A 23189-nucleotide genomic window follows, 5' to 3' on the forward strand; every position below is an offset into this window, starting at 1 on the left:
GAAGAAAAATTGGCGTGATAGTTAATATTTTTTTATTGGAGATGAAAATATGATCGTAATTAGTGCTTGTTTAGGTGGTATCGCTTGTCGGTATGATGGAAATGACAATCTCGTTTCAAAAATAGAGGAGCTTTTGCAAAAAGAAGATACAGTCCTCATTTGTCCTGAAGTATTAGGGGGATTACCAACACCTCGCCCCTCAGCTGAAATTATTGGCGGGAATGGCGACGACGTTTTAGACGGAAAAGCGAAAGTGATGACAAAAGATGGTGAAGATGTTACAGAAGCTTTCGTGAGCGGTGCTTATAAAGCGCTAGAACAAATTAAAAATTTACACCCAGAATATATTATTTTGAAAGAACGTAGTCCATCTTGTGGTAGTTCTACAATTTACACTGGAGAATTTAACGGGAATAAACAAACTGGTTTCGGAGTGACAACTGCTTTATTTAAAAGACACGGATTTAAAGTCATTTCAGAAGAAGAATTTGAAAACAAAAAAAGGAATTGACCCTGTTCGTCAATTCCTTTTCTATCTGTCTTATTTCACGCCTAATTTTTCTTTCACTTTCGCTGGAAGCTCGTCTTTCTTTACTTCTTCCCAAGCTGATACACCTTTTTTATCTGAGTGATATACGCGTAGGAATGCTTCTTTACGAAGATTTTTTTGAGCTGTAAATTCTAATTCTTTCTCTTTACCGTCTTTATCAAAGCCAGTTAGCTTATACTCATAATCTTTATATTTTTGACCATTATCAGCTTTACTATGAACTTCTTTTCCATCTACTGTAATTTGAACGTAGTACTCATCTTTACCCATACGGTTTAAATCACAACCAACTAACAAACTTGCAAATACAACTAAAATACTAAATAGTGCAATGTATCTTTTCATTTCCTTCACCTCATATGTTTTTTCTTATATTCTTATCTTAAAGCCCAGAGCTTAAAGAAGAAATTCAAAAACATGACATGAACATTACACTTTTGTAAGATAATAATTATTTCTTCACTTTAGAAATCGTCATTCCATCACCAATTGGAACGAGTACAGATTGTAAATGCGGGTCGTTTGCTATCATTTCATTAAACTTCTGTATAACGTTTTTGTTTCGCACGCTCATCAGCTACACTACCGCCAATAACGTCTTTCACGCCAATTTCGCCACTTATCACGTAATTTCCTTATACCATTTATTACGCCTTCTATTATGCCCTCAATTATAATCTCTATTACAAGATATCTTACTAAATTAATAACAGGTTTAATTACGTATCTCCCTATGAATTCAAAAATATCCTCTATCATATTTTCCTCCTTCTTTCAAAAGGAAGCTGCTACTCCTCCGCGTCCTTTTACGTCCAGTTACAATTGCTGCCCTACTGCGGTATATATCAACAAAAATAATACGGCAACAACATCCACAATAACGCTATTGAATTTGGAAGAAGCTTCGGTAAATACTAATACTATAATTATTTTTTCACCTATATTGGGAGATGCTCCCAAAAACTTTATAAAATCAAAGACAACTTTACTACAATTCTTCCCGTAATTAATTTATTATCGTGGTAAACCGTCTTCCACTACATCCGTAACAGTTCCATTCGGTTCAAAGATTACACGTAATGATCCTTCTCCACCATAACCAGTATAGTCATATACTGAATAAGATTTATATTTCTCAATCAAATGCGGCTGTCCAATTGTAGCTTTTACCTGATTCGCGGGCATACCTTTTTTTATTTTCAAATATTGATTGTAACTTACTGCTGCCGAATTGTTGTTTACATCTTTATACCACGGTACACGATCGTTTTTTTCTTCATATTCCTTTACAGGCTCTTCAATACGTTTCATAGATACCTCATTCTCTTTATCTGTACCCTTTATAGCAGTACGTTCAATATTCACAACGTAACCATATGTATTTAATTCAACCATAATTTCATATGTACCATCCGTATCTTTTTCAGTATAAAATACGCGTTTTTCATTATTATTATAATGTTTTATATTCTCACCACCGTAGTCGATCGTATTAAGAATATCCGTATACGTCATACCTTCCTCAATCTTTTGAGATTCGTCATGAGAAATATAACGCTTCTTTGATGATGGAGCATCCTCATTTTTAATACTTTCACGTTTACTCGTGGTCATAGGTGTTTTCTTCTGATCTTTTAATACTTCTTCACCTTCGGCCTTCGCTGGTTGCTTTGCTCCTACTTTTGTTAATACGTCTGTATCGCTAGAACAAGCTCCCAAAATCGATACTGTAGTCAGCGCCACCCCTACTATAAGTACTTTCTTAAATAACTTCATTCTAATCCCCTCGGTGTTTTTTAATATCTAGTAATCAACGTAATTTAATGAATACGGAACTATTCAGTTCTATACAATTTGCTATAGCCTTCTCCCTCATACACCTTTTTTATATAAAGTGAAACTTTAATCAGCCCTCACCAATCGGGCTTTTATGGGATAAATCTACCTATTAGTAATAACCGGTGAAACTACAGCTAGTCCGAACACGATCGCCAATCATCTTCGTTACAAATATTAACATTAAATACAACTAATAAATAGTATATTTCTTCTATTTATTTACATTTCTGTTACGAAATCTTATCTTAAAACGAGCAATATGAAACTGGAATTCACAATATAAATTACATATACTATATATAATAACATTTAAATTAAATTCCAAAGTAACTTTACATGCATTTTCTGTTTTAACGCCAAAAGAAAAGACCTTTCTAACGATTTTATTCCATCGCTAAAAAGGCCTTTTCTATTTCGTCTAAAAACTTAGCATTCTTCTGGTTTACCAGCATTCGTCGCTGTACGGAAAGATGATCCACATCCGCATGATGCGATTGCGTTTGGATTATCAATTGTGAATCCGCCGCCAAGCATAGATTGTTTATAATCAATTTTTACTCCTTTAACAATCGGAGCACTTTCTTTATCGATAACAAATTCGACACCGAAAAACTCAAGAACTGTGTCGTCTTCTTTTGGTTCTACTTCAAATCCTAAGCCGTAAGAAAGACCACTACATCCGCCGCCGTGTACAGCAAGGCGCACGTACTTCTCTCCATCTTCAGCATCTTTTAACATATCTTTAATTTGAAAAGCTGCTTGTTCTGTTACTTCAATCATGAAATACACCATCCTTTCTGTTCTTCTTCTATTATACATCTTTACGCTTCTATCTTGTACTCATACACTCCGCGGCAAATTACTTCTGCTGGTCCTTTCATTAACACGTTTCCTTCTTCAGTCCACGCAATCATTAAATCGCCGCCAGCTAAATGAACTGTAATTTCCTTACCTCGTTCCATCTTTCCATTTAAAATAGCAGCTACAACTGCAGCGCACGCTCCTGTTCCGCAAGCTTGTGTTACACCAGATCCACGTTCCCAAACACGGAAATTCATCTCGTCCTCATTCAAAATTTCGATAAATTCAACATTTACTCGCTCTGGAAACATTTCATGTGTTTCAAGAACTGGTCCAAGTGTTGTAAGAGGTGCCTTTTCTACATCATCAACAAAAATAACCGCATGCGGATTTCCCATTGAAACAGCTGTAAATGCATAACGATGATTATTATATAAGAAGTTTTCACGAATAAATGGTGTTTCACTTTCACCAAGCATCGGTATTTCTGCACGTGTTAGACGAGGTGCCCCCATATCGATTTTCGCTAATGTCACGACACCATCTTCTACTGTTACTTCAGCCGTTACAATACCAGCCAACGTTTCAATTGTAAAAACTGTTTCTTCTACTAGTTTATGCTCATACGCATATTTCGCTACGCAGCGTAAACCGTTACCACAGCTCTTTCCTTCTGATCCATCATTATTAAACATGCGCATTTTCACCGGTGCTACATCAGATGGACAAATTAAAATCATTCCATCTGCTCCAATACCAGTATTAATATTTGAAACCTTTTCGGCCACAAGAGCTAAATCTTCTTCAGGAATTTGTTCTTCAAACATATTTACATATATATAACTATTGCCAAGACCATGCATTTTTGTAAAAGAAAATTGGCTCATTTATATTCACTCCAAAAATAATTTGTTATGTTAAGTATAAAATGCATGCTTTTAGAACACAATATGAATGTCCCCCGTTTCTCATATTTGACAACGTTTGGCGATGAGCCACTCTTACACAATTTGTGTAAGAAAAAAGCCCTTCTAAAAAGGGCCTTTTTTTATTTATCCCACTATTTTCAATTGGGGAAGGCTAATAATCAGCATTAGTCTTCCCCACAAAATAAAGTTTTATCTAATGGAAAAGGTGCTGCTAATTCGCAACACCTTAAAACATTGGATTTTCATCCAAATACTCATATACATTATTAACAAGCTCTTCTACTGTTGCACCTTGTACAACTTCACCATTTACAAGTGCAAACGGTCCTTCAAAACAAATACCACAATACCCTAGACAACCGTACTCCATTACATCTAAATTCGGATCTTTTTCTAATTTTTCTAGAGCTGCTTGTGAACCACTTGCAAGGTTACCTACACAAAATTCAATTAATGGTTTAATCAAAATTCTCCCCCCTGTACTACAAAACAAATTACCTTTTCACTTTATCTATAAGAAGAAAACTAAGCTGTTTCTTGTTGTTTTCGTTACACAGTCTAAACTATTTAGTTACTTCATTACTTCACTTCAAAGTAGATGACTTCTTCTATATAACATGCTACTTCCAATGAAATAGTAACTACAAAGGAAAAACAGTTTATTTTACTTTTCTTCTTATTGTACAACAGAGTATTCATTCATGCATTGTTATTTGTTCACAAATTCGATATAATTTGATTGAGTAAAGTCAAAATATTTTATTAATATAAAATTTTATGATTAGGGGATATTTCAACAGAAAAGGGGTAATCCATCATGAAACACCTCGTAATACTAGGTGGCGGCTACGGTGGAATGAGAATTCTGCAAAGGCTACTTCCAAGCAACCAACTTCCAGATGATGTACAAGTGACATTAATCGACAAAGTACCATATCATTGCTTCAAAACTGAATATTATGCATTAGTTGCGGGTACTATTTCAGAAACGCATATTCGTATACCGTTTCCTGAACACCCACGCCTCAATATTCAATACGGCACAATAACAAATATTGACCTCGAAGAAAAAGCTGTTCATCTCGATGGCGGCGAAGCAATCCAATATGATGACTTAATTATCGGACTTGGCTGTGAAGATAAATATCATAACGTTCCTGGGGCTAGGGAATATACACATAGTCTACAATCAATTGAACAAACACGTAAAACATATGAACAATTAAATAGTCTAGAACCAAATGCAACAGTAGCTGTTGTTGGTGCTGGCTTAAGTGGCGTTGAAGTAGCAAGTGAACTTCGTGAAAGCCGTTCTGATTTAAAAATCTATTTATTTGATCGAAAAGATAGAATTTTATTCCCGTATCCAGAGAAATTAAGTAGATACGTAGAAGAATGGTTCGTAAAACATAAAGTTAATATTATAAGAAACTCTAACATTACAAAAGTGGAACCAAATATTGTGTATAATCACGATGAACCACTTGAATGTGATGCAATTGTCTGGACAGCTGGTATTCAAGCAAATGAAGTTGTTCGAAACCTTCCAGTTGAACAAGATGGTAGCGGACGGGTTGTCTTAACGAAATATCACAATATTCCAAACAACGAGCATGTTTACGTTGTAGGAGATTGCGCAGCACTTCCACATGCACCATCTGCCCAACTTGCTGAAGGTCAAGGAGAACAAATTGTCCAAATATTATTAAAACGTTGGAATAATGAACCACTCCCTGATGAACTACCTGTTATTAAATTAAAAGGTGTTCTAGGATCTCTTGGTAAAAAACACGGATTTGGTTTACTCGCAAACCAACCGTTAATGGGACGTGTACCGAGATTATTAAAATCTGGTCTTCTTTGGATGTACAAATATCATAAGGGTTAATACTTTACAGGCTGTCTACTATGTAGGCAGCCTCTTTGCATCAGTTTTTAAAAATTATCAGACACATCTTTCTCAATATTTATAATGATTTATTTTTCATTTTTATATTAAAAAATATTGATAAACATTGTATGCTATTTGTAAGTTGTTTTATTATTTCCTTGAAGACCGAATTCATTCGGTCTTATTTTTTATGTGATAAATACTTTTGTAGGAGGCATTACATTCCACTTATGAACTTATCGAAACTAAACAATCGAATAGAAGCGAAAAAGAAAGAGTTAATCTATCTCGTTGAACGATACGGATTGACTCATGATAAAGTGATTTCTTTCAGCCAAGAATTAGATCGTTTACTTAACTTATTAATAAAACTCAAGACGAAGAAAAAACGTTGCTCTTTATAACCGTTATCTTCTCTTTTTTGATACGATATAACTAGAATCAGAAAGGAGCGATTTATGTTTATATTAAAAAACGTTATATATAAAGATATACTACACATTCCTTATTTACAGATTCAAAAAGAAAAGATTACTTGCATTATCGGTGAAAGCGGAAGCGGAAAAAGCACGTTGCTTCGCATGTTAAACGATTTACAATCTCCAACATCCGGCACAATTGAATATAACGGAAAATTAATTTCTGATTATCATCCTATTCAATTACGTCGTGACGTAGTTATGCTTGGGCAAACTCCACCTATTTTTGATGGAACCGTTAAAGACAACCTATTAATGGGACTTCGTCTTTCTGAAAAACCATTTCCAAATGATGATGCCCTGCGGAGTGCATTACAAACCGTTAGCTTAGACAAGCAATTAGAAGATAGCGCCTCCTCACTATCTGGCGGTGAAAAACAAAGACTTGCCTTTGCACGTATCGTACTTATGGATCCGCCTGTCTATTTATTAGATGAACCTACTTCAGCATTAGACAGTGATACAGAACGCCACGTTATGAAACAATTTACTGAACTAGCACGAAAAAAGAAAAAAACAATTATCTTCATCACACACTCACAACAACTTCCAAAAGAAGTTGCAGACGACATTATTGAGATTAGTAAAGCAAACGGTGCAACTAGAAAGGAAGTGCTCTCTGTTGAAGGGCGTTATTGAACTCCAAATTTGGCAACTTGCAGCTGCCTATATTTTTATTCTTATTTTAATTGGACTTGTAAAATTAAAAGGAATACCTCGCGAAAAACAAATCGCGCTCGCAACATTCCGTATGACGATTCAGCTCGTACTTGTTGCATATGTCCTTACATACGTATTTGAAAACAGTAATCCATTTTATACAATTGCTCTCATTACTTCTATTACTACCTTTGCAATTTTTAATATTTATAAACGAGTTAACATCCCAATGTCTAAAGAATTAAAACGAGTAGCCGCCCTTTCCATGGTCGCCGGATCAATTGGGCCACTTCTACTATTTATCTTTGTTATTATCGGACATGATCCGTGGTATGCTCCGCAATATATCGTCCCTATTACAGGAATGTTAGTTGGGAATGCCATGACTGGTGTTTCTCTCGGCGCAAATACGTTCTTAAACAATATGAAATCGCAAAGAGGTCAAATTGAAGGTGCACTTATGCTCGGCGCAACACCGAAAGAAGCAGCTGCTCCGCTCATTCGAGACGCTTTTGACTCTGCTATTTTACCAACAATTAATTCTATGGTCGGAATGGGAATTATAAGCTTACCAGGCATGATGACTGGTCAAATATTATCCGGTGTATCACCATTCACAGCCATTCAATATCAAATCGCCATCATACTCGGTATTTCTGGAAGTACTGCCTTTGCTGTCATTATCTTTTTACAGCTTGGATATAAAACGTTCTTTAATAAGCGATGTCAATTGAAAGAAATTGACTATGGTGCACGGTGAATCGTGCGTAGTTCACGATGAATGAAATTATATTAACGATTTTTTCAATATATCTATCATAACTTGCAATATATCAACGATTTTTCAAATATATCTATCATAACTCAGAATATATCAACGATTTTGTACGAAATATCGATTTACCGACAAAAAGTGACATAATAAAAAGAGGAGGCTATTCGCCTCCTCTTCTATTTACTTACGCCTTCTTAACGAACTGTGATTTTAACTTCATAGCTCCGAAGCCGTCGATTTTGCAATCGATATCGTGATCGCCATCAACTAGACGGATACTCTTTACTTTCGTACCGATCTTCACAACCGAAGAAGTTCCTTTTACTTTTAAATCTTTAATAACAGTAACTGCATCGCCGTCTTGAAGAACGTTTCCGTTCGCATCTTTTACAACTTTCGCACCATCATTATTTTCAGCTTCTGCTTCTTGGCCCCACTCATGAGCACATTCTGGACATACGAAAAGAACGCCATCCTCATACGTATATTCTGAATTACATTTTGGACAATTTGGTAAAGTAGCCATAAATTCATTTCCTCCGTTCATTATTTATACGTAAAAATCAAAATTGATGTTTACATCTCGATAAATAAAATTTGTATAGCATTTCTTTATAGTGCCATAGTCTCACGTTATTGACAAGCCTACCTCAAATTCTCATTTTTTATTGTATTTTACAAAATTTCAATTTGTATGCCGTTTTTCTATTTGCTCTTCTACTAATTTTAAAAATCTTCGTTGTGCATTTTTATTTTTTACAAGCAATCGAACTCTTAGCTTACTTTGTAAATATGAGCGAACTTTGTAGTTCGTAATAAATAACTTTCGATACTTTTCGTCTTCATATATGATTCGAAACCATTCATACTGCTGCAAGTAACGTATGTTAGCATCAATCTTTTTCGTGTGTAAACCCGTACTTAAACTAATCGATCCTATTAGAGCTTCTATTACTGCTGAAATCATTTCTCTCCCCCTAATAAACAAAAGAAGAACCTTCACAAGATTCTTCTTTTCAAAATGAACGAGTTCCCTCTAGAAACCCCAATTATTTTCTTCAATGTAAATTTGATATTCTTCTACTTCTTCTTCACTTAACTTCTTATTATTTTCATATACCTCTTGCCACTCGAAATAATCTTCATCGAAATAAACAGCAAATTTAATTTTCACGTTTTTCTTCTCTGTATAATCATAACCAGTAAACTCTACTACGTCATAATCTTTTTCTTTCTTCACAAACTTCCAAGTTGGATTATCAGTCATAATCTCTAAAGTAACCCCTTCGCCACTTGAACGAACAACGTTTTTAATATTCGGCTCAGTTGGTAAAAAGGACAGCCCGAACGCAGCTAATCCATACACAATCCCGACTATAATCTGTAAACCAATCATACCAGCAATACTCACGCCGCCCTTTGATTGTAAGAAATACGCCTTCTCATGATCAGACGCATCTTCTCCCTTACGAAAAACACGAACAGCCTGCTTATAATATAAACGGTTTCCTTGCCATCCAGTAAATATCATCATTCCTAATTGAAGAGCTAAACTAAATGTTACATAAATCCCATCTGGAATATCTATAAAAGGGGGTATAACTATACTAGGTATAGCCAATAACGCAAATATAATAAATAACTTATACATTTTACGATAAGCTAACCAAAAAGTTGGGAAGAAAAAGGCTACCCAATTCCATGTATTCCCTTGCGCTGGATTTTCTACTTTACCCCACTTAAAGTCATAATAAGCTGTATTCTTTTGAACAACTTTATGTAATTCTTGTGGAGAAATCGTTTCTTGTAAAACCGTGTCCTTCACGTACATCATCCTTTTCTTATTTCTATATACATTTATTGTATATGGACAAAATGAAGGAATCTAACAAAAAGTACACATATTTCATAAAAGTGAACGGAAATCGAATATATTCCGACAATTATCCGTTTCTTATTTCATTTTACTTTTAAATATATTAAAATAATCGTGTATCATACCTTTAATACACTAAGTTAATTATTTTATATATTCACTAAAAAGGATGCATCAAAATCATTTTTATACATCCTTTTTAGTGAATATATACTACTATTTTAAAACAAACATCTCGACTTAAGAGCGCTCACAAATTAGCCTTCTACTATTTCAAACATATTTCCACTTACACAACTAATGAATAGTCCATTATTACCTGCCTCAATTGATACAATAAAATCTATTACAACAACATTTTTAGGGAGTTTAATTATATCTTTTACTTCACCACATTCAGCATCAAGTATTATCAATTCTAAATTTGAAGTTGCAATGTAAATTTCTCCATCTTTATATAACAGAACCTCTGTAATATCATGTAGAGTAGTATTGTTCCAAAGCACTTTACCTGTTTGAATATTAATACCACAAATTCTGCCTTCTCCTAAGGACAATACCATCATCTCTCCGATAAGAAATGGAGGCAATTCAATTTCAAAAGACATATTTACTTCATATAACTTTTGACCGCTCTTATGATCATAACATTGTATTTGTCTACTTACCCCTTCATATCCATACTCAGTTCTTGTTAATAGTATTTTTGCTTCCTTTGATTCAATGCAAGAGTACCATACCTCATCAAAAGCTTTTTCAAAAATTAAGTTACAGCCTTCTTTTCCATATTCCCACTTTTGTAATACCTCCATTGCTACACATATAAAATGTTCATTAGTTAAAGTAACTGGTTCATTTGGATTACAATCTTCCATCATTTGTTTCCATCGTGTAGAAGCATCTAATAATTGAATGGCAATTGCAACATTACTATATGCATCAACTTCCCCATCTTCATCAAAAGGATTCCCTGCTAATACATAGTAATCTGGGCCAAGATGGCACTGCAATTTTTCTCCTCCGACTCGAACATTCTTTTCCCATACTTTTACTCCACTTTCAAGCTCTAATAAAACATTGTAGCCTTCTTGTGTAATAACTAGTAAACGTGGTAACTCTTCTCCCGTAGTTTTTACATCTTGTATAATATGCCCTTCTATTTCTAAATCCCATAGAAGCTCTCCACAACTTGATGAAATAGCATACAATTTCGCAATACTTTCTCCAAATCTATTTGCATGCCAAATAATTACGACACCATTCACAGTAATGCAATTACAATCTTCTACTATTGGAATACGGCACTGCCAAATCTCTTCTTTCGTTTCACTATCGAGTTTACGAATTCTGTGGTTATTTTCCTCTACATAAAAGATACTCTTTCTTATCATGAGATAGTACCGGAGTAAATATCGGTTCAACCTCTCTCCCTTTTAAATACTTCCATTTTAATTCATACTTGTCACTTGTAGAATGATAAGTTCGATACATAATTTCGTCATTTCCATTTACAAGTTTAGGAACAAATGGATCAATTTCTAACATTCTATGGTAAGCATCTTTGATTCGAAAAGAATCAACTCCACTCATGTAAATCTGCCCTATCTCCTTTTTAAGAAACGAAAAGAGTACTCGTAAAAATTGCTCGCTATCAACACTAGCTAACTTCTTGCCTCTCTGATTAATAATGAGAAACTCCCCATCTTTCTTCTTAAATTCCATCTTTTTTTCATATTCATTTAAGAAAATTGTAGCGTCATCATATCTAAAGACCTCGATACAAGCGTCAAACAACTGACAAATCGGGTCTATTATGTCTGTTTTTTCTTGAAACACAATACTCTCATCTATACTAAGTACTATTTCTCCGACATTTTCTGTCGGCAGTTTATTTAGTTCGATTTGAAACTTTTTCATTATTTCCTCCCTCTATTGCGTGTTATCTAAACTAACTATAATATATGACATAAGATTCTTAAAACTATTATTTGAGGTGACCGAATATGAAGAGTACAATTTGGGCAGACGATGACTATTTAAAACTAGCACCCATTAAAGATGAACTAATCAAAAAAGCAGAAGAAGTACTGAACGTAAAGCTTCCAGAATCATATATAACCCTTCTAAAAGAACAAAATGGGGGAACTCTTCGTCTCGATGTTCACCCTACTTCAAAGCCAAATTCTTGGGCAGACGATCACGTTAATGTATCTGGTTTATATGGTATTTCTTTTAATGAAAATGAATCTAGTATTTTAGAGAGCCGCTATTTAATTCGAGAATGGGAAATGCCTGAGAATATCGTACTTTTATCTGGTGATGGACATACATGGATTGCATTAGACTATCGAAATGTAGCTGAAAATCCTCCAGTTATATTTATCGATAATGAGTTTGAGGAAATTATTGAATTAGCACCTAACTTTGAAAGTTTCTTACAAAACTTAACTACTTATGAATATGACGAAGAATAAGCCTGGCTCTAAAAAGGAGCAAGATTTTATTACAAATTTACACGCCACTTTAAAACCACTCGGCTTTAAGAAAAAAAGACATACATTTTTCAAAGCTGAAAACGGATTTTATAAGCTCATTAACATACAAAAAAGCCAGTTTGGAGATGATTTTTATATAAATATAGGAGTTCACCCTATCGGTCTCCCGCAGCTTATTACGAACCAATTACAAATAAAAGAAAACATTTCAATATTCGCTTGCATTCTACAAACAAGAATAGAGCCTATACATATCAAACAGAACCAGCTATTGCACAATGTTTCACATGAAACTATCAACATTCCGAATTACCTTTCTACTATTTTCGACTGGTTTCAAACGTGGGCATCTTATGAAAATTTAGTGGAAATAAATATACATTCCATTACTCCGGTACTAGCTGTCGTTCCAATATTAGAAGAAAAAGCGTTTCTACTTCTTACCTGTTTTTCTTTCTACAAATTAAAACAGTACGAACAAGCTAATCGCTACTTACAGCAATATTTACATTGCACCTTGCATCTGAATACCGAGGAAAAAGAGCCCATATTCTTTCACGAAGTTGATATGTATATGAAAAAACTAGTAGAAAGTACAATGTAATTTCACATTGTACTTTCTACTAGTGCTTTATATTCCTCTTGTAACTTTTTAAATCGTTCTTCATACTTTTGCATCTTCACAGTATCCGTTTTTGAATTAAGGACTGGCCTTCTTCTCCCAGTCACCATTATATTTTTCCCATCTATTGCATCGTTCATATATACGTAAGGTTTAAAAGACTCGCATACCGTATATGGCAATGCTACAGAGAGTTTTGCATACTCTTCCACTTTAAATTGATTAGATAAGCTTAACTCCTTTAAATTTTTCAATTGCATTAACGGTTCTAATGAATCATCTTTAACCTTTAAATTCATCAAAGTAAGCTTTTGCAACTGCTGTAATTCAGCGAGCGGTTTTAAAGTTTGTACTTTCATCGCTGTATTTATTCCACCACCCATATAGAAGGTATTGAGTTGTGTGCACTTACTTAAAGCACTTAAATCTTCTAACTTAGAAAAATCATCAATTAGTAAGGATTTGAGTTTTTTATTATAATCAATATCCCATAACGTCTTCGCTTTTGTATTCCAGCACATATACAACTGTTGTAAATTGGACAATTTCTGAAGGCTACTTAAATCCTCAACCCTCATTTTGTAAACGTATAATATATCGGGACAAACATACGTAAGAATATGATCAAACTGCTTTTGATTTACTGTGAACATCCATAATTTTTTAACTTTAAAAGATGCTAGTCGTTCTATATTTTTTGTTTTCCCCTCAATCGCTACTTCTTCTAAATCACCAGCTATACCTGCTAAGTCTTTCATAATCTTCGGCTGATCACCAATCGGAAACATGTTATCCCCCTACAACTCCCAAGTAATATTCATTTCTTCAAATGAATCCTTACTAACTTCCAATCCTTCGCTATCTTCCGTTCCAATCATTGCTACTTCTTCTTTAGACAACTTAATTTCCTCATTTGGACTTTGGATTTTTTTCTTATACATGAGTTGTAAAAGCTCTATTTGTTCCTCTGTCAGTTCATACTCTTCTTCTAGTCTTTCTATTGCTGATTCTGTATCAAGTAATGGAATTTCTAATAAGAATCCGCCGTGCTCTTCCATCTCTTCAAATGAATCAATTGAATACGCACCGCTATCCTCAATCCAAAATGCAGTTGTAATAAAAGGAACTGTTTCACCTTCTACTTCTTCTAATACATATTGAAGTGCTTCTTCTTTCGCAATATCTATTACTTCCGAAGGTGCCCCTTCAAAATAATTTTTCGCATCAATCCACTCATCAATTCTCTCACTATTCACATCTTGAAGACATACAATCGTGTAATTCGGATGAAACGTAATTGTCCCTTGTCCGCCTTGGCTATCTTGCATACTATAGTTAAATCCATCCCATGAACTTTCATGTGAGAAATCTGGACAATGCGCTACATTAATTGCATGGGCAATCGACTTTAAAACGCATCCTTTCCATAATTGTTCTCTATCTATATGTAATTTATATTTACTCATCATCTTCCCCCATGCGCATATTTTTTTCTATTATCTTTCCTCTACACAATACTTGTAAATACTTTTCTATCTACTACAAAATAAAAAAGACAATACACCCCACTGTATTGTCCATTTTCTTCCCTACCATTTCTCTCTACACGTCTCAATTAAATGCAGTAAGTACCTCTTCGTCATATCTGCCCTTCTCCACCTTGAGAGCATTCTCTTTTCTTTTGGATTGTGCCGTATTCTCGCTACTTCTTTTAATAAGAGCTCCCATTCTTCCGCTGAACGTTCTGACAAGTATTGCAATCCTCTATCTTTTGAAACGATTGTTTTATAATCTAGTGTATATAAAATGCGTCCCATCGTAACGACAGCTGATTCTACCCACTCTTCTATAAAAAATAAATATGGCTTCTTCGCCTTTTCACTCCAGTACTGTTCTACGTTGTATTTCATCGTATTTACTACATCATTCCATTGTATTTGCAGCGGAAGATCTTCTGCTTCTTTTCCTGTAACTGTAATGCCTTGATTTTTCAACGTCCACCATGTGACCGCATTAATGTCCCAATGACCAACATTAGCTTTACCATCTGCACAATACACGTACTCGTTCATTTCATCATTGTATTTCCCTAAGTCAGCAAGCGGAATATACATACCGTCCATTCTTTTACCTAGCGTATTGTCACTAAGTTTCTTATGTAGTTCCACAAGCTGCTGTTTTTCAGCTTCATTCACGGAATCATTTATCACTGTAACAAAATCAACATCGCTCGTTTCCTTATGAAATGCACCTAGTGCGATGGATCCGTAAATATATACCCCGACTATTTTTTCATCCAAAAAAATTTCTTTTAATTCTACTGTGTACCGCTCCATTAACTGTTGTACTTCCGTTGGTAACGCATGCTTCACTCCATTTTTCATATCTATCCCTCCAATAAAAAAGCCTTTGCAAATTCGCAAAGACTTCTTGTTTTATAAATATTTCTCGATTTCTTCATAAACATCCTTCAAACGAGGATTTCCTTCTCCAACAATTTCTCCATTTACAAGAACGACCGGATAAAATAAATCTTCTTCCACTATGCGCTCAGCGAATGCTTTTTTATCCGCATCTTCTTGTTCTTCTTGGAAATCAATATACTCGAAATTAAATTTATTTTCTTGTCCTTCATATTTACGACCAATTGCCGCTTGTAACCATTCAAACGTTTCTGTTGAAGATGGCATTCCGACGCAGCTCGCACAAATTACTTTCGTCCCATACACTTGCACATTAACCATTTCTTCTCCCCCACTTCTTGTCCCAACAGTATATTCAGATGTCTTATTACATAAGCACATCATTTTACAAACTTATTCCATACCCCTATACTGAAAAAACACGATACAATATTTCGACAATAAAACAAGAAGAGAAAAAATAGATTTTCCCCTCTATCTTGATTATAATAAAACTGATGAAAGGAGTCGATAAAAATGGAAAACCCACATATGCAAGAACAAGTATTAGAAGTATTAGATAAATTACGTCCATTCTTACTTCGCGATGGCGGAGACGTTGAATTAGTAGACATTGAAGAAGGTATCGTAAAACTACGCCTTATGGGTGCATGCGGAAGCTGCCCAAGTTCTACAATCACACTAAAAGCTGGTATCGAGCGCGCGTTACTTGAAGAAGTACCAGGCGTTATCGAAGTAGAACAAGTATTTTAATTAAAAGCGGAAGCGGCTCGTTCAAAGTCACTTGCTAAAAGGAGACCAAATTCGGTCTCCTTTTTTTATTCAAATCACATTTATCCGTTAACATCATAAAACAAAATTGGAAATCCTTCTCAAAAAATGCGATAATTAATACTATATAGTGAATCGTTCACACATATACAGTAAAAAAACATAGGGGGACGACAGATGCCAAAAATGGGGAACACTTTTGTAACAATCCAAGAACTAGAAAAGAAAAAAGAGTATTTACTAGGCCTTTCATCCGTTATACCAACATGGAATACAAGCTATCAATTTTTATTTAAAGAAATCCAGCAAGAATTATTGGGTAAAGTAAATGAAAAGCTCGAAAGGCATCAATTCGTTTTAAATATATGTACAGATCAGCAGGTAGGGGCATAATGTATTACATAAAATTGTGGTATATAAAAAAGAGACCTCACTCGGTCTCTTTTTTATATTTTTAAGATAACCAATCTAATTTTCTAATCCCGAGCTTATCTACTGGTAAACGAAGTGAGCCATAAAAGTGCTTCATAAATTGCTCTGAGCGGTTCACATCGTGTAAAATGGCTTCTAAGCGATCTCTATATATGCTTTTTTGTTCTTCGTTTCCAGTTTGATAATATCGTTCGACCGTTTCAAAATAGTGAAGCGGGAACAGGAGCCTTGCAAATAATAAACGCCAACCAAATGAGGACAGCGAGTAATTCCGTTCATAATCTGTAACAAATTGAACGATTGTTTGATCCCAGTCTTTCTTTTTTTCAATCATCATATAGCGAATCCATTCTGCTATATCTCGAGTTGGGTGATCATACACCCAATCAAAAGGAAGTTTGAGACGCTTCGTTTGATGCCATAATAAAGGTGTGAATCGTTCTTGGCAAATTGTCGCTGCATCCGTTAGTTGCGGCGTATCATCCATTTCTGTATCAACAACATATTGAATGGCATTTTCTGCAACTCCTAAGTAATACGGGAAGGATTCAATAAACAATTGATCGAATACGTCTGTAGGGTGGTTCATCACTTGTGATTGCCAAAACTTTTCTAACTGATCGAGTCTCTTTTCCCATAACGCTTTCCATTCACCAATGCGGCTTAATTGCTCGATTTCTTCTGGAAAGAATGCACCTCGTTTATGGAATATAGAAAGTTCACTCCCTAATGACGTAGCATGTCGTTCTAACGCTCGCATACCTTTTAATAAGCAGTAATTTTGTTCTTCTATCTCACTTACATAGTAGCCGTGTATAGTTGGAACGAAAGTCGCTACAGTTATATCCCCTTGCTGGTTCATATAGTCACTGAGCTTTTTCATCTCTACAAGTACTTCTTCCTCCATTTCTCCAATTGGAACAAGTACATAAATTTTGTTGCGAATCCAAAAGCTTTTATAGGGGCCAAGGGGGATTAATTCTTTAACATGCATGTGATAATGCTCATAAATATGCTGAATCATCGCAGTCGCCACCTATGGTTTTTCTTTATATATATGAGCTTGTGCTCGCCTTTCATTCCTATGCACATGATAAAGCAACGAAACGTATACAAATACTAAAAAGAAAAAAAGGTGATAAACATGAAAGAATCAAATCAACTACAAGAAAGAGCATTACAACTATTACAAGAACGTGGTGTAACAATTGACGATATTGCTGAACTTGTTCATTTTCTTCAAAAAAAATATCATCCAAATTTAGAGATGTCAGAATGCCGTTACAATGTAGAACGTGTACTATCAAAACGTGAAGTACAAAACGCACTGATTACTGGTATCGAGCTTGATGTCCTTGCTGAAAAGGGAATGCTAAGTGAACCGTTACAAGATATTGTAAAACGTGATGAAGGCTTATACGGAATTGATGAAGTTATCGCACTTTCTATCGTAAACGTGTACGGCTCTATCGGTTTCACGAACTTTGGATATATTGATAAATTAAAACCTGGTATTTTAGAATACTTAAATGATAAATCAACTGGAAAGGTGCATACATTCCTTGATGATATCGTTGGCGGAATCGCTGCCGCTGCTTCAAGCCGTTTAGCGCACCGAGCTGAGCACTCAGAATAATAATGTTTTCTAGGCCGTCAGTTTCATGCTGACGGCCTTTCGTATTCCATAAGCATAAATTCTCTTCCGCGGCTCAAAAAAATAATCCCTTGTTTAAATCCGATATTTTTATATAACGTAATCGCTCTTGTATTAAATGTTGCTACGCTTAATCGAAACATTTTTGCATTAAACTCTTTCGTGGCAAACGCTATTCCAGCTTGGAAGAATTCTTTCCCTATTCCCTTCCCAGTTAACGCCGGCTTCATGCCAAGTCCGATATCAATCACATCTTCTCCACCATATAAATTAGCATCTCTTCCACCTGGCACTTGTGCATTTGCTCCAAAACAAAAATAACCGATGAGGTCTCCTTGATCGTCACAACAGCCATAATACGTTCCATCTAATAGCTCTTCTATTACTTCTTTCTCGCCTGAAAAACTATATAAACTATAAGGTTCCTCGTACGTCCACGTATTTATCTCCATCGCTTCTTCTTTTGTTAACACATGTATATCCAACCTTCTCACTCCTTATCAAATTTCTATATATTTACTCATTCATTTTTCACATTAAATTTCCCTCTAATTGCAATATGCAGAATTACATACGCACAGCTATTAAACAGATGGTACAATTTATTTGAATCGCTGTTGCTACACTTCTTGATTAGAGAAAAGGCGTTAAAACGGAAATTAGCGTCTTATCAACCTCAAGCAATTGGCACATTTTGTCATCTTAAAAGACACTCGAACGAGTGTCTTTTTTTCTATATCCAACAAGGACTTACTCATTTCAAAGTATAAATACATAAAATAATGTAAATCATGACACGCATGAATCACTTTCTAAAAGTTATAAAGTAGATTCAAAATAAAAAAGCACTCTTAACTAGAGTGCTTTTTACTTTCAAACAAGGAGGCTACATATATGGATAGTACTCTCGTATTTAACTTTGGCATTGGTATTGTTATCATTTTATTCGTCTTCTTTGTACTTTGTATGAGCGGGGTATAAAAAGGCGATTTTCGAGCGTCTTTTTATACATACATATGTATTACTTGACTTCTATAAAAGTAGTAACCATAATAGTTACAGAAATACAAATAGCTATTCACATATCCACAAATAGGAGGAAGAAAAATGAAACATGTAATCGTTTATGCACACCCGAATACAGAAAGCTTCAACCATGCGATTTTAGAAACGGTAAAAAGTGAATTAGAAGGAAAAGGTCACGAAGTACGCGTTCGCGATCTATACGAATTAAACTTTAATCCAGTATTAGGCGCTTCCGATTTCATCTCATTTTCTCAAGGAAATACACCAGAAGATATTAAAGAAGAACAAGAACATATCTCTTGGGCTGACAGCATTACATTCATTTATCCAGTGTGGTGGGCGGGACTTCCTGCTATTTTAAAAGGATACGTTGACCGTGTATTCAGCCATGGATTTGCTTATGCTTACGGTGAAAACGGCATTGAAAAGTTATTAAGCGGTAAAAAAGGATTGTTATTATCTACAATGGGCAATACGAAAGAGGCATACACAGCAGGTGGCATGTTTGATGCAATGAAGAAAACAGCGGATGTTGGTATTTTTGAATTTACAGGCATTGAAACAATTGAGCATACATTCTATACAAGTGTTCCTTCTGTGGATGACAGTGTGCGTAAGCAATATCTTGAAGAAGTGAAAGACGTTGTGAATCGTGCATTCTAACAAAATTATATCGGCGATTTTTCAAATATATCGACTTACCGATAAAAATCAACACTAGTCACAACTGAATGTTAGCCCACACCAATCGGGCTGCCAGCAAATATCAGAAAAAAAGCTGTTCCAAAGTTTGGAACAGCTTTCTTCATTACATCTTCTCAATCCACTCCGTCAAGTTATGCACAACTTGCGTCGGTTGTACTTCGTATTCTGTTAACTTCTCCACAGTTGTGACTCCAGTGTGGACAAGAAGCGTATGCATACCAGCATTTATTCCTGCTAAAATGTCTGTATCGTAGTTATCCCCAACCATTAATGCTTCATTCTTTTCTATGCCAAGCACTTTCAAAGCTTGTTCCATAATGATTGATTCTGGTTTTCCGATAAAGATTGGATCCACACCTGTTGATACTGCTACAACTGATGTTAATGAACCATTACCTGGTAATAATCCTCGCTCAGTTGGGATGGCAATATCCCCATTTGTAGAAATAAACGTCGCGCCATTACGCACAGCAAGACACGCTTTTGCTAATTTTTCATATGTGATGTCACGATCTAAACCCACAACAACGAAATCAGGATTTTCATCCACAAGTTCAAATCCTTTTTCCACAAGTGCATCGTGTAAGCCTTCTTCACCAATCATATATACAGTTGCGTCTTGTTTACGTTCATAAATGAAGTTCGCAGTCGCCATACTCGTTGTGAATACTTGCTCTGCTTTCGCTGGAATATCGAAACGAACAAGCTTTTCTGCTACCTGTTCCGGTTTGCGAGTTGAGTTATTCGTAACGAATAAATATGGAATGCCGCGCTCTCCTAATGCTTTTACGAAGTCGCTTGCTTCTTCAATTTGTTCTTCTCCGCGATACATCGTACCGTCTAAGTCAATTAAGTAACCTTTATACATCGATTATGTCTCTCCTTCTATGCTAACGTTCTCACCTTATCATACCACTCTTATATTACCCGCTTTTCCAAAAGAAAAAAACGCTTTACCTTAAAGCGCCCCATAACGTTCATTTTTTCTCTTTTATTTGGTAAGAACAACTACAATCGCCCTCGCACATATTTGCTAGCGTTTTCACTTCTGCGTTCGTAAATAAACGCTTATACATTTCTTTTTCATCTTCACACACTTGCGGGAATCTCTCGGCAATTTCCTTTAACGGACAGTTTTGTTTTTCAATTACGAAAGATTTCTCTCCATCTCTCTTTATTTGAACCATATAACCATTTTTCTCTTGCATAGCTGCTATCTCTTGCACTTTATATGCTAAATTCTTTTGATTACTCACTCTCTTTTGTAACTGTTCTTCCATTCGCTTCGTTCTCTCTTTTAAAACGTAACGAAGTATTTTTTCATCGCCCATTCGAGCTAAATCTTCTAGCATATCAATCGCAAATTGCTTATACTCTTTCGGGAATGTATCTTCTCCCTTTTCGCTTAATCCATACAAATAAGTTGGTCTTCCGACATGTTGCCTTACCATCTTAGAATAAATGAGTCCGTCTTTCTCAAGATTACTTAAATGTCTTCGAATCGCCATTTCTGTAATCTCTAAAACGTCAGCTAGTTCCGCTACCGTGTGCTCTCCCTTTACTTTCAACAATTGTACAATCTCGTCTTTCGTAGTACGTGCTTCCCCCATACTTCACCCTTCTCCCTTTTCTTTCTCACATACAATATAAGATCCCCAAAAGGCATTCTCTGGGGATCTTATAAGCATAATTATTCTGGTACAAATGCAGATACAGGTCCTAATTCCTTTTCTAAATAACTGCGAATATTTGCTGGGTATTTCTCTACCACTGCAATATGTTTTTGAATCGTCTTATATAATTCATCATGATTCATTTGAATATAATCTTGCGTAAGCATTTTTCGAAGAAGGATAATTTCTTTCATCCCTTGTCCATCTTCTTCACTTATCACTCGCTCGTCCATTAAAATATCAATAATATCTTCATAGCTTCCTGGATCGCGCATAATAAATCCATCAATCATCGCATTTCCTACATCTAATACACAATCAATAATAAGATGGGCTATGCGCTCTAATGCGTAAAATTCAAACTCGGTTTCATATATCTTTTTCTCTTGAAATGTACTTGTTGCTCGTTCTAAACATACTAGCATTTGTTCTATTTTCTTTCTGTCTACAAAATACATGAATGTCACCTACCTGGAAATTAAAGCATTTACATTTTAATTGTAACGCTTTCTTCTGAAAAAATCGACAATTTTTCGAATTCACCTTTTCTCCGTTATTTGTTATAGTTATATTTGTATGATTTTTGAAATTGGAGGAATGGAATCTTGGAACGTGAACTCGCACTAGAAATTGTCCGTGTAACAGAAGCAGCAGCCTTAGCATCCGCACAGTGGATGGGCCGCGGAAAGAAAAATGAAGCAGATGATGCAGCAACTACAGCAATGCGTGATATGTTCGATTCAGTAAACATGGCAGGTACAGTTGTAATTGGTGAAGGAGAACTTGATGAAGCACCGATGTTGTATATTGGTGAAGAACTAGGAACGGGTAACGGTCCAGAAGTAGACATCGCCGTTGATCCATTAGAAGGTACAAACATCGTTGCAAAAGGTCTTGCAAATGCAATGGCAGTTATTGCAATCGCAGACAAAGGGAACCTTCTTCATGCTCCTGATATGTACATGGAAAAAATCGCGGTTGGTCCAAAAGCAGCTGGTAAAATTAGCTTAGATGATCCAATTGAAAAAACAATTGAAATTGTAGCAGAAGCTAACAATAAAAAGATTCGCGATCTAACAGTTATCGTTCAAGAACGTGAACGTCATCAAGATATTATTGACCGTGTTCGTGCAAAAGGTGCACGCGTAAAATTATTTGGTGACGGTGATGTTGGTGCGTCAATCGCAACAGCACTACCTGGAACGGGTATCGACTTATTCGTAGGTATTGGCGGAGCTCCAGAAGGTGTTATTTCTGCAGCAGCATTAAAGTGCCTTGAAGGTGAAATGCAAGCTCGCTTAGTTCCAATGAACGAAGAAGAAGAAGCTCGTTGTCGTGAAATGGGATTAGAAGATCCTCGTCAACTTCTTATGTTAGATGACTTAGTATCTGGGGATGATGCAATCTTCTCAGCAACTGGTGTATCTGCTGGTGAGTTATTAGACGGTGTTAAATTCCTTGGCGGAGACTTAGCTGAAACATACTCTATCGTAATGCGTTACAAAACAAGAACAGTACGATTCATTAAAACACATCACCATTTAGATCATAAACCACACTTAAACTTAGATATTTAATAAAGGAGCCA

29 protein-coding genes and 3 pseudogenes are annotated in these 23189 nt (G+C 35.4%); 12 read left to right on the plus strand and 20 right to left on the minus strand.

Annotated elements, in window-relative coordinates; all coding sequences use genetic code 11:
• The first annotated feature begins 49 nt into the window (after positions 1-49).
• On the plus strand, positions 50-511 hold the full coding sequence (locus BC_RS24600; RefSeq protein ID WP_000635494.1) for a DUF523 domain-containing protein: 462 nt from the start codon (positions 50-52) through the stop codon (positions 509-511).
• Between the two features lie 30 nt (positions 512-541).
• Here BC_RS24600 and BC_RS24605 read toward each other — a convergent pair whose 3' ends face one another.
• From BC_RS24605 to BC_RS24630, 7 genes and pseudogenes are all read right to left on the minus strand, one after another.
• Positions 542-895, minus strand: coding sequence for a YxeA family protein (locus tag BC_RS24605; protein WP_000833152.1), 354 nt, complete (start codon positions 893-895; stop codon positions 542-544).
• A 106-nt stretch (positions 896-1001) separates the two neighbouring features.
• Positions 1002-1176: pseudogene (locus tag BC_RS24610) on the minus strand (methyltransferase).
• A gap of 113 nt (positions 1177-1289) precedes the next feature.
• Positions 1290-1510, minus strand: a pseudogene (locus BC_RS28125) (hypothetical protein).
• Between the two features lie 54 nt (positions 1511-1564).
• Positions 1565-2326 (minus strand): hypothetical protein, encoded by a 762-nt coding sequence (locus tag BC_RS24615; protein WP_000765219.1) that lies wholly within the window; start codon positions 2324-2326, stop codon positions 1565-1567.
• A 489-nt stretch (positions 2327-2815) separates the two neighbouring features.
• On the minus strand, positions 2816-3169 hold the full coding sequence (locus BC_RS24620; protein WP_000573822.1) for a HesB/IscA family protein: 354 nt from the start codon (positions 3167-3169) through the stop codon (positions 2816-2818).
• A gap of 41 nt (positions 3170-3210) precedes the next feature.
• Positions 3211-4077 (minus strand): diaminopimelate epimerase, encoded by an 867-nt coding sequence (gene dapF / locus BC_RS24625; RefSeq protein ID WP_000077401.1) that lies wholly within the window; start codon positions 4075-4077, stop codon positions 3211-3213.
• Positions 4078-4345: 268 nt separating this feature from the next.
• Positions 4346-4585 (minus strand): YuzB family protein, encoded by a 240-nt coding sequence (locus BC_RS24630; protein WP_000595026.1) that lies wholly within the window; start codon positions 4583-4585, stop codon positions 4346-4348.
• A 351-nt stretch (positions 4586-4936) separates the two neighbouring features.
• Here BC_RS24630 and BC_RS24635 point away from each other — a divergent pair, with 351 nt between their 5' ends.
• The 4 genes from BC_RS24635 to BC_RS24650 all read left to right on the plus strand — a co-directional run bounded on the left by BC_RS24635 (position 4937) and on the right by BC_RS24650 (position 7909).
• Positions 4937-6007 (plus strand): NAD(P)/FAD-dependent oxidoreductase, encoded by a 1071-nt coding sequence (locus BC_RS24635; protein WP_000682068.1) that lies wholly within the window; start codon positions 4937-4939, stop codon positions 6005-6007.
• A gap of 233 nt (positions 6008-6240) precedes the next feature.
• Entirely contained in the window at positions 6241-6414 is a 174-nt protein-coding gene (locus BC_RS24640; RefSeq protein ID WP_001054091.1) for an aspartyl-phosphate phosphatase Spo0E family protein, read from the plus strand.
• Between the two features lie 54 nt (positions 6415-6468).
• The gene (locus BC_RS24645; RefSeq protein ID WP_000470311.1) at positions 6469-7128 is read left to right on the plus strand and encodes an ABC transporter ATP-binding protein; all 660 of its coding nucleotides are present in this window, start codon (positions 6469-6471) and stop codon (positions 7126-7128) included.
• Complete coding sequence (locus tag BC_RS24650; protein WP_000679254.1) at positions 7112-7909, plus strand: ABC transporter permease; 798 nt, start codon at positions 7112-7114, stop codon at positions 7907-7909. Before BC_RS24645 ends, BC_RS24650 begins: the two co-directional genes overlap by 17 nt.
• 199 nt (positions 7910-8108) lie before the next feature.
• On the opposite strand, the gene phnA is transcribed toward BC_RS24650, so the two are convergent.
• The 4 genes and pseudogenes from phnA to BC_RS24670 all read right to left on the minus strand — a co-directional run bounded on the left by phnA (position 8109) and on the right by BC_RS24670 (position 11717).
• Positions 8109-8450 (minus strand): alkylphosphonate utilization operon protein PhnA, encoded by a 342-nt coding sequence (gene phnA / locus BC_RS24655; protein ID WP_000212737.1) that lies wholly within the window; start codon positions 8448-8450, stop codon positions 8109-8111.
• 159 nt (positions 8451-8609) lie between these two features.
• Complete coding sequence (locus BC_RS24660) at positions 8610-8891, minus strand: hypothetical protein (RefSeq protein WP_000622367.1); 282 nt, start codon at positions 8889-8891, stop codon at positions 8610-8612.
• A 69-nt stretch (positions 8892-8960) separates the two neighbouring features.
• The gene (locus BC_RS24665; protein WP_002026505.1) at positions 8961-9758 is read right to left on the minus strand and encodes a DUF2628 domain-containing protein; all 798 of its coding nucleotides are present in this window, start codon (positions 9756-9758) and stop codon (positions 8961-8963) included.
• Positions 9759-10057: 299 nt separating this feature from the next.
• Positions 10058-11717 (minus strand): annotated as a pseudogene (locus tag BC_RS24670) (PQQ-binding-like beta-propeller repeat protein).
• An 86-nt stretch (positions 11718-11803) separates the two neighbouring features.
• Here BC_RS24670 and BC_RS24675 point away from each other — a divergent pair.
• Together BC_RS24675 and BC_RS24680 are read left to right on the plus strand one after the other, a co-directional pair.
• Positions 11804-12274, plus strand: coding sequence for an SMI1/KNR4 family protein (locus BC_RS24675; protein WP_002195901.1), 471 nt, complete (start codon positions 11804-11806; stop codon positions 12272-12274).
• Positions 12261-12899, plus strand: coding sequence for a DUF4304 domain-containing protein (locus BC_RS24680; protein ID WP_033685532.1), 639 nt, complete (start codon positions 12261-12263; stop codon positions 12897-12899). Before BC_RS24675 ends, BC_RS24680 begins: the two co-directional genes overlap by 14 nt.
• Before the next feature lie 2 nt (positions 12900-12901).
• Here BC_RS24680 and BC_RS24685 read toward each other — a convergent pair whose 3' ends face one another.
• The 4 genes from BC_RS24685 to BC_RS24700 all read right to left on the minus strand — a co-directional run bounded on the left by BC_RS24685 (position 12902) and on the right by BC_RS24700 (position 15661).
• Positions 12902-13705, minus strand: a complete 804-nt coding sequence (locus tag BC_RS24685; protein ID WP_000483943.1) for a leucine-rich repeat domain-containing protein — start codon at positions 13703-13705, stop codon at positions 12902-12904.
• 9 nt (positions 13706-13714) lie between these two features.
• Positions 13715-14383, minus strand: coding sequence for a hypothetical protein (locus BC_RS24690; RefSeq protein ID WP_000049695.1), 669 nt, complete (start codon positions 14381-14383; stop codon positions 13715-13717).
• A 123-nt stretch (positions 14384-14506) separates the two neighbouring features.
• Positions 14507-15301: a nucleotidyltransferase domain-containing protein gene (locus BC_RS24695; RefSeq protein WP_000788486.1), complete on the minus strand. Its 795-nt coding sequence runs from the start codon at positions 15299-15301 to the stop codon at positions 14507-14509.
• 51 nt (positions 15302-15352) lie between these two features.
• Positions 15353-15661 carry a YuzD family protein gene (locus BC_RS24700; RefSeq protein ID WP_000248587.1) on the minus strand — a complete coding sequence of 103 codons (309 nt, stop codon included), beginning with the start codon at positions 15659-15661 and terminating at the stop codon, positions 15353-15355.
• Positions 15662-15856: 195 nt separating this feature from the next.
• Between BC_RS24700 and BC_RS24705 the strand changes: the two genes are divergently transcribed.
• Positions 15857-16093, plus strand: coding sequence for a NifU family protein (locus tag BC_RS24705; RefSeq protein ID WP_000431159.1), 237 nt, complete (start codon positions 15857-15859; stop codon positions 16091-16093).
• A 195-nt stretch (positions 16094-16288) separates the two neighbouring features.
• Complete coding sequence (locus tag BC_RS24710) at positions 16289-16504, plus strand: hypothetical protein (RefSeq protein ID WP_001125507.1); 216 nt, start codon at positions 16289-16291, stop codon at positions 16502-16504.
• A gap of 61 nt (positions 16505-16565) precedes the next feature.
• Here BC_RS24710 and yutH read toward each other — a convergent pair whose 3' ends face one another.
• Positions 16566-17567 (minus strand): spore coat putative kinase YutH, encoded by a 1002-nt coding sequence (gene yutH, locus BC_RS24715; protein ID WP_000614215.1) that lies wholly within the window; start codon positions 17565-17567, stop codon positions 16566-16568.
• A 120-nt stretch (positions 17568-17687) separates the two neighbouring features.
• Here yutH and BC_RS24720 point away from each other — a divergent pair, with 120 nt between their 5' ends.
• Positions 17688-18179, plus strand: coding sequence for a phosphatidylglycerophosphatase A family protein (locus tag BC_RS24720; protein WP_000665103.1), 492 nt, complete (start codon positions 17688-17690; stop codon positions 18177-18179).
• Between the two features lie 23 nt (positions 18180-18202).
• On the opposite strand, the gene BC_RS24725 is transcribed toward BC_RS24720, so the two are convergent.
• The gene (locus BC_RS24725) at positions 18203-18682 is read right to left on the minus strand and encodes a GNAT family N-acetyltransferase (RefSeq protein ID WP_000351221.1); all 480 of its coding nucleotides are present in this window, start codon (positions 18680-18682) and stop codon (positions 18203-18205) included.
• A gap of 622 nt (positions 18683-19304) precedes the next feature.
• Between BC_RS24725 and BC_RS24730 the strand changes: the two genes are divergently transcribed.
• Positions 19305-19886 (plus strand): NAD(P)H-dependent oxidoreductase, encoded by a 582-nt coding sequence (locus BC_RS24730; protein WP_000683439.1) that lies wholly within the window; start codon positions 19305-19307, stop codon positions 19884-19886.
• A 145-nt stretch (positions 19887-20031) separates the two neighbouring features.
• Here the strand turns inward: BC_RS24730 and BC_RS24735 are convergent, their stop codons facing one another.
• From BC_RS24735 to BC_RS24745, 3 genes are all read right to left on the minus strand, one after another.
• Positions 20032-20796 (minus strand): TIGR01457 family HAD-type hydrolase, encoded by a 765-nt coding sequence (locus BC_RS24735; RefSeq protein WP_000276467.1) that lies wholly within the window; start codon positions 20794-20796, stop codon positions 20032-20034.
• Between the two features lie 109 nt (positions 20797-20905).
• Positions 20906-21538, minus strand: a complete 633-nt coding sequence (locus BC_RS24740) for a helix-turn-helix transcriptional regulator (protein ID WP_000503345.1) — start codon at positions 21536-21538, stop codon at positions 20906-20908.
• A gap of 80 nt (positions 21539-21618) precedes the next feature.
• The gene (locus BC_RS24745) at positions 21619-22059 is read right to left on the minus strand and encodes a DUF86 domain-containing protein (protein WP_000274006.1); all 441 of its coding nucleotides are present in this window, start codon (positions 22057-22059) and stop codon (positions 21619-21621) included.
• Between the two features lie 147 nt (positions 22060-22206).
• Here BC_RS24745 and glpX point away from each other — a divergent pair, with 147 nt between their 5' ends.
• Complete coding sequence (glpX, locus tag BC_RS24750) at positions 22207-23178, plus strand: class II fructose-bisphosphatase (RefSeq protein ID WP_000439090.1); 972 nt, start codon at positions 22207-22209, stop codon at positions 23176-23178.
• Positions 23179-23189 lie beyond the last annotated feature (11 nt).

It is taken from the genome of Bacillus cereus ATCC 14579 (assembly GCF_000007825.1).
GTDB classification, from domain to species: Bacteria; Bacillota; Bacilli; order Bacillales; family Bacillaceae_G; genus Bacillus_A; species Bacillus_A cereus.

Coding starts and splice junctions, on each gene's coding strand:
- BC_RS24600 (WP_000635494.1), top strand. CDS start 50: ATGATCGTAATTAGTGCTTGTTTAGGTGGTATCGCTTGTCGGTATGAT.
- BC_RS24605 (WP_000833152.1), bottom strand. CDS start 895: ATGAAAAGATACATTGCACTATTTAGTATTTTAGTTGTATTTGCAAGT.
- BC_RS24615 (WP_000765219.1), bottom strand. CDS start 2,326: ATGAAGTTATTTAAGAAAGTACTTATAGTAGGGGTGGCGCTGACTACA.
- BC_RS24620 (WP_000573822.1), bottom strand. CDS start 3,169: ATGATTGAAGTAACAGAACAAGCAGCTTTTCAAATTAAAGATATGTTA.
- dapF (WP_000077401.1), bottom strand. CDS start 4,077: ATGAGCCAATTTTCTTTTACAAAAATGCATGGTCTTGGCAATAGTTAT.
- BC_RS24635 (WP_000682068.1), top strand. CDS start 4,937: ATGAAACACCTCGTAATACTAGGTGGCGGCTACGGTGGAATGAGAATT.
- BC_RS24640 (WP_001054091.1), top strand. CDS start 6,241: ATGAACTTATCGAAACTAAACAATCGAATAGAAGCGAAAAAGAAAGAG.
- BC_RS24645 (WP_000470311.1), top strand. CDS start 6,469: ATGTTTATATTAAAAAACGTTATATATAAAGATATACTACACATTCCT.
- phnA (WP_000212737.1), bottom strand. CDS start 8,450: ATGGCTACTTTACCAAATTGTCCAAAATGTAATTCAGAATATACGTAT.
- BC_RS24660 (WP_000622367.1), bottom strand. CDS start 8,891: ATGATTTCAGCAGTAATAGAAGCTCTAATAGGATCGATTAGTTTAAGT.
- BC_RS24665 (WP_002026505.1), bottom strand. CDS start 9,758: ATGATGTACGTGAAGGACACGGTTTTACAAGAAACGATTTCTCCACAA.
- BC_RS24675 (WP_002195901.1), top strand. CDS start 11,804: ATGAAGAGTACAATTTGGGCAGACGATGACTATTTAAAACTAGCACCC.
- BC_RS24680 (WP_033685532.1), top strand. CDS start 12,261: ATGACGAAGAATAAGCCTGGCTCTAAAAAGGAGCAAGATTTTATTACA.
- BC_RS24685 (WP_000483943.1), bottom strand. CDS start 13,705: ATGTTTCCGATTGGTGATCAGCCGAAGATTATGAAAGACTTAGCAGGT.
- BC_RS24690 (WP_000049695.1), bottom strand. CDS start 14,383: ATGAGTAAATATAAATTACATATAGATAGAGAACAATTATGGAAAGGA.
- BC_RS24695 (WP_000788486.1), bottom strand. CDS start 15,301: ATGAAAAATGGAGTGAAGCATGCGTTACCAACGGAAGTACAACAGTTA.
- BC_RS24700 (WP_000248587.1), bottom strand. CDS start 15,661: ATGGTTAATGTGCAAGTGTATGGGACGAAAGTAATTTGTGCGAGCTGC.
- BC_RS24705 (WP_000431159.1), top strand. CDS start 15,857: ATGGAAAACCCACATATGCAAGAACAAGTATTAGAAGTATTAGATAAA.
- BC_RS24710 (WP_001125507.1), top strand. CDS start 16,289: ATGCCAAAAATGGGGAACACTTTTGTAACAATCCAAGAACTAGAAAAG.
- yutH (WP_000614215.1), bottom strand. CDS start 17,567: ATGATTCAGCATATTTATGAGCATTATCACATGCATGTTAAAGAATTA.
- BC_RS24720 (WP_000665103.1), top strand. CDS start 17,688: ATGAAAGAATCAAATCAACTACAAGAAAGAGCATTACAACTATTACAA.
- BC_RS24730 (WP_000683439.1), top strand. CDS start 19,305: ATGAAACATGTAATCGTTTATGCACACCCGAATACAGAAAGCTTCAAC.
- BC_RS24735 (WP_000276467.1), bottom strand. CDS start 20,796: ATGTATAAAGGTTACTTAATTGACTTAGACGGTACGATGTATCGCGGA.
- BC_RS24740 (WP_000503345.1), bottom strand. CDS start 21,538: ATGGGGGAAGCACGTACTACGAAAGACGAGATTGTACAATTGTTGAAA.
- BC_RS24745 (WP_000274006.1), bottom strand. CDS start 22,059: ATGTATTTTGTAGACAGAAAGAAAATAGAACAAATGCTAGTATGTTTA.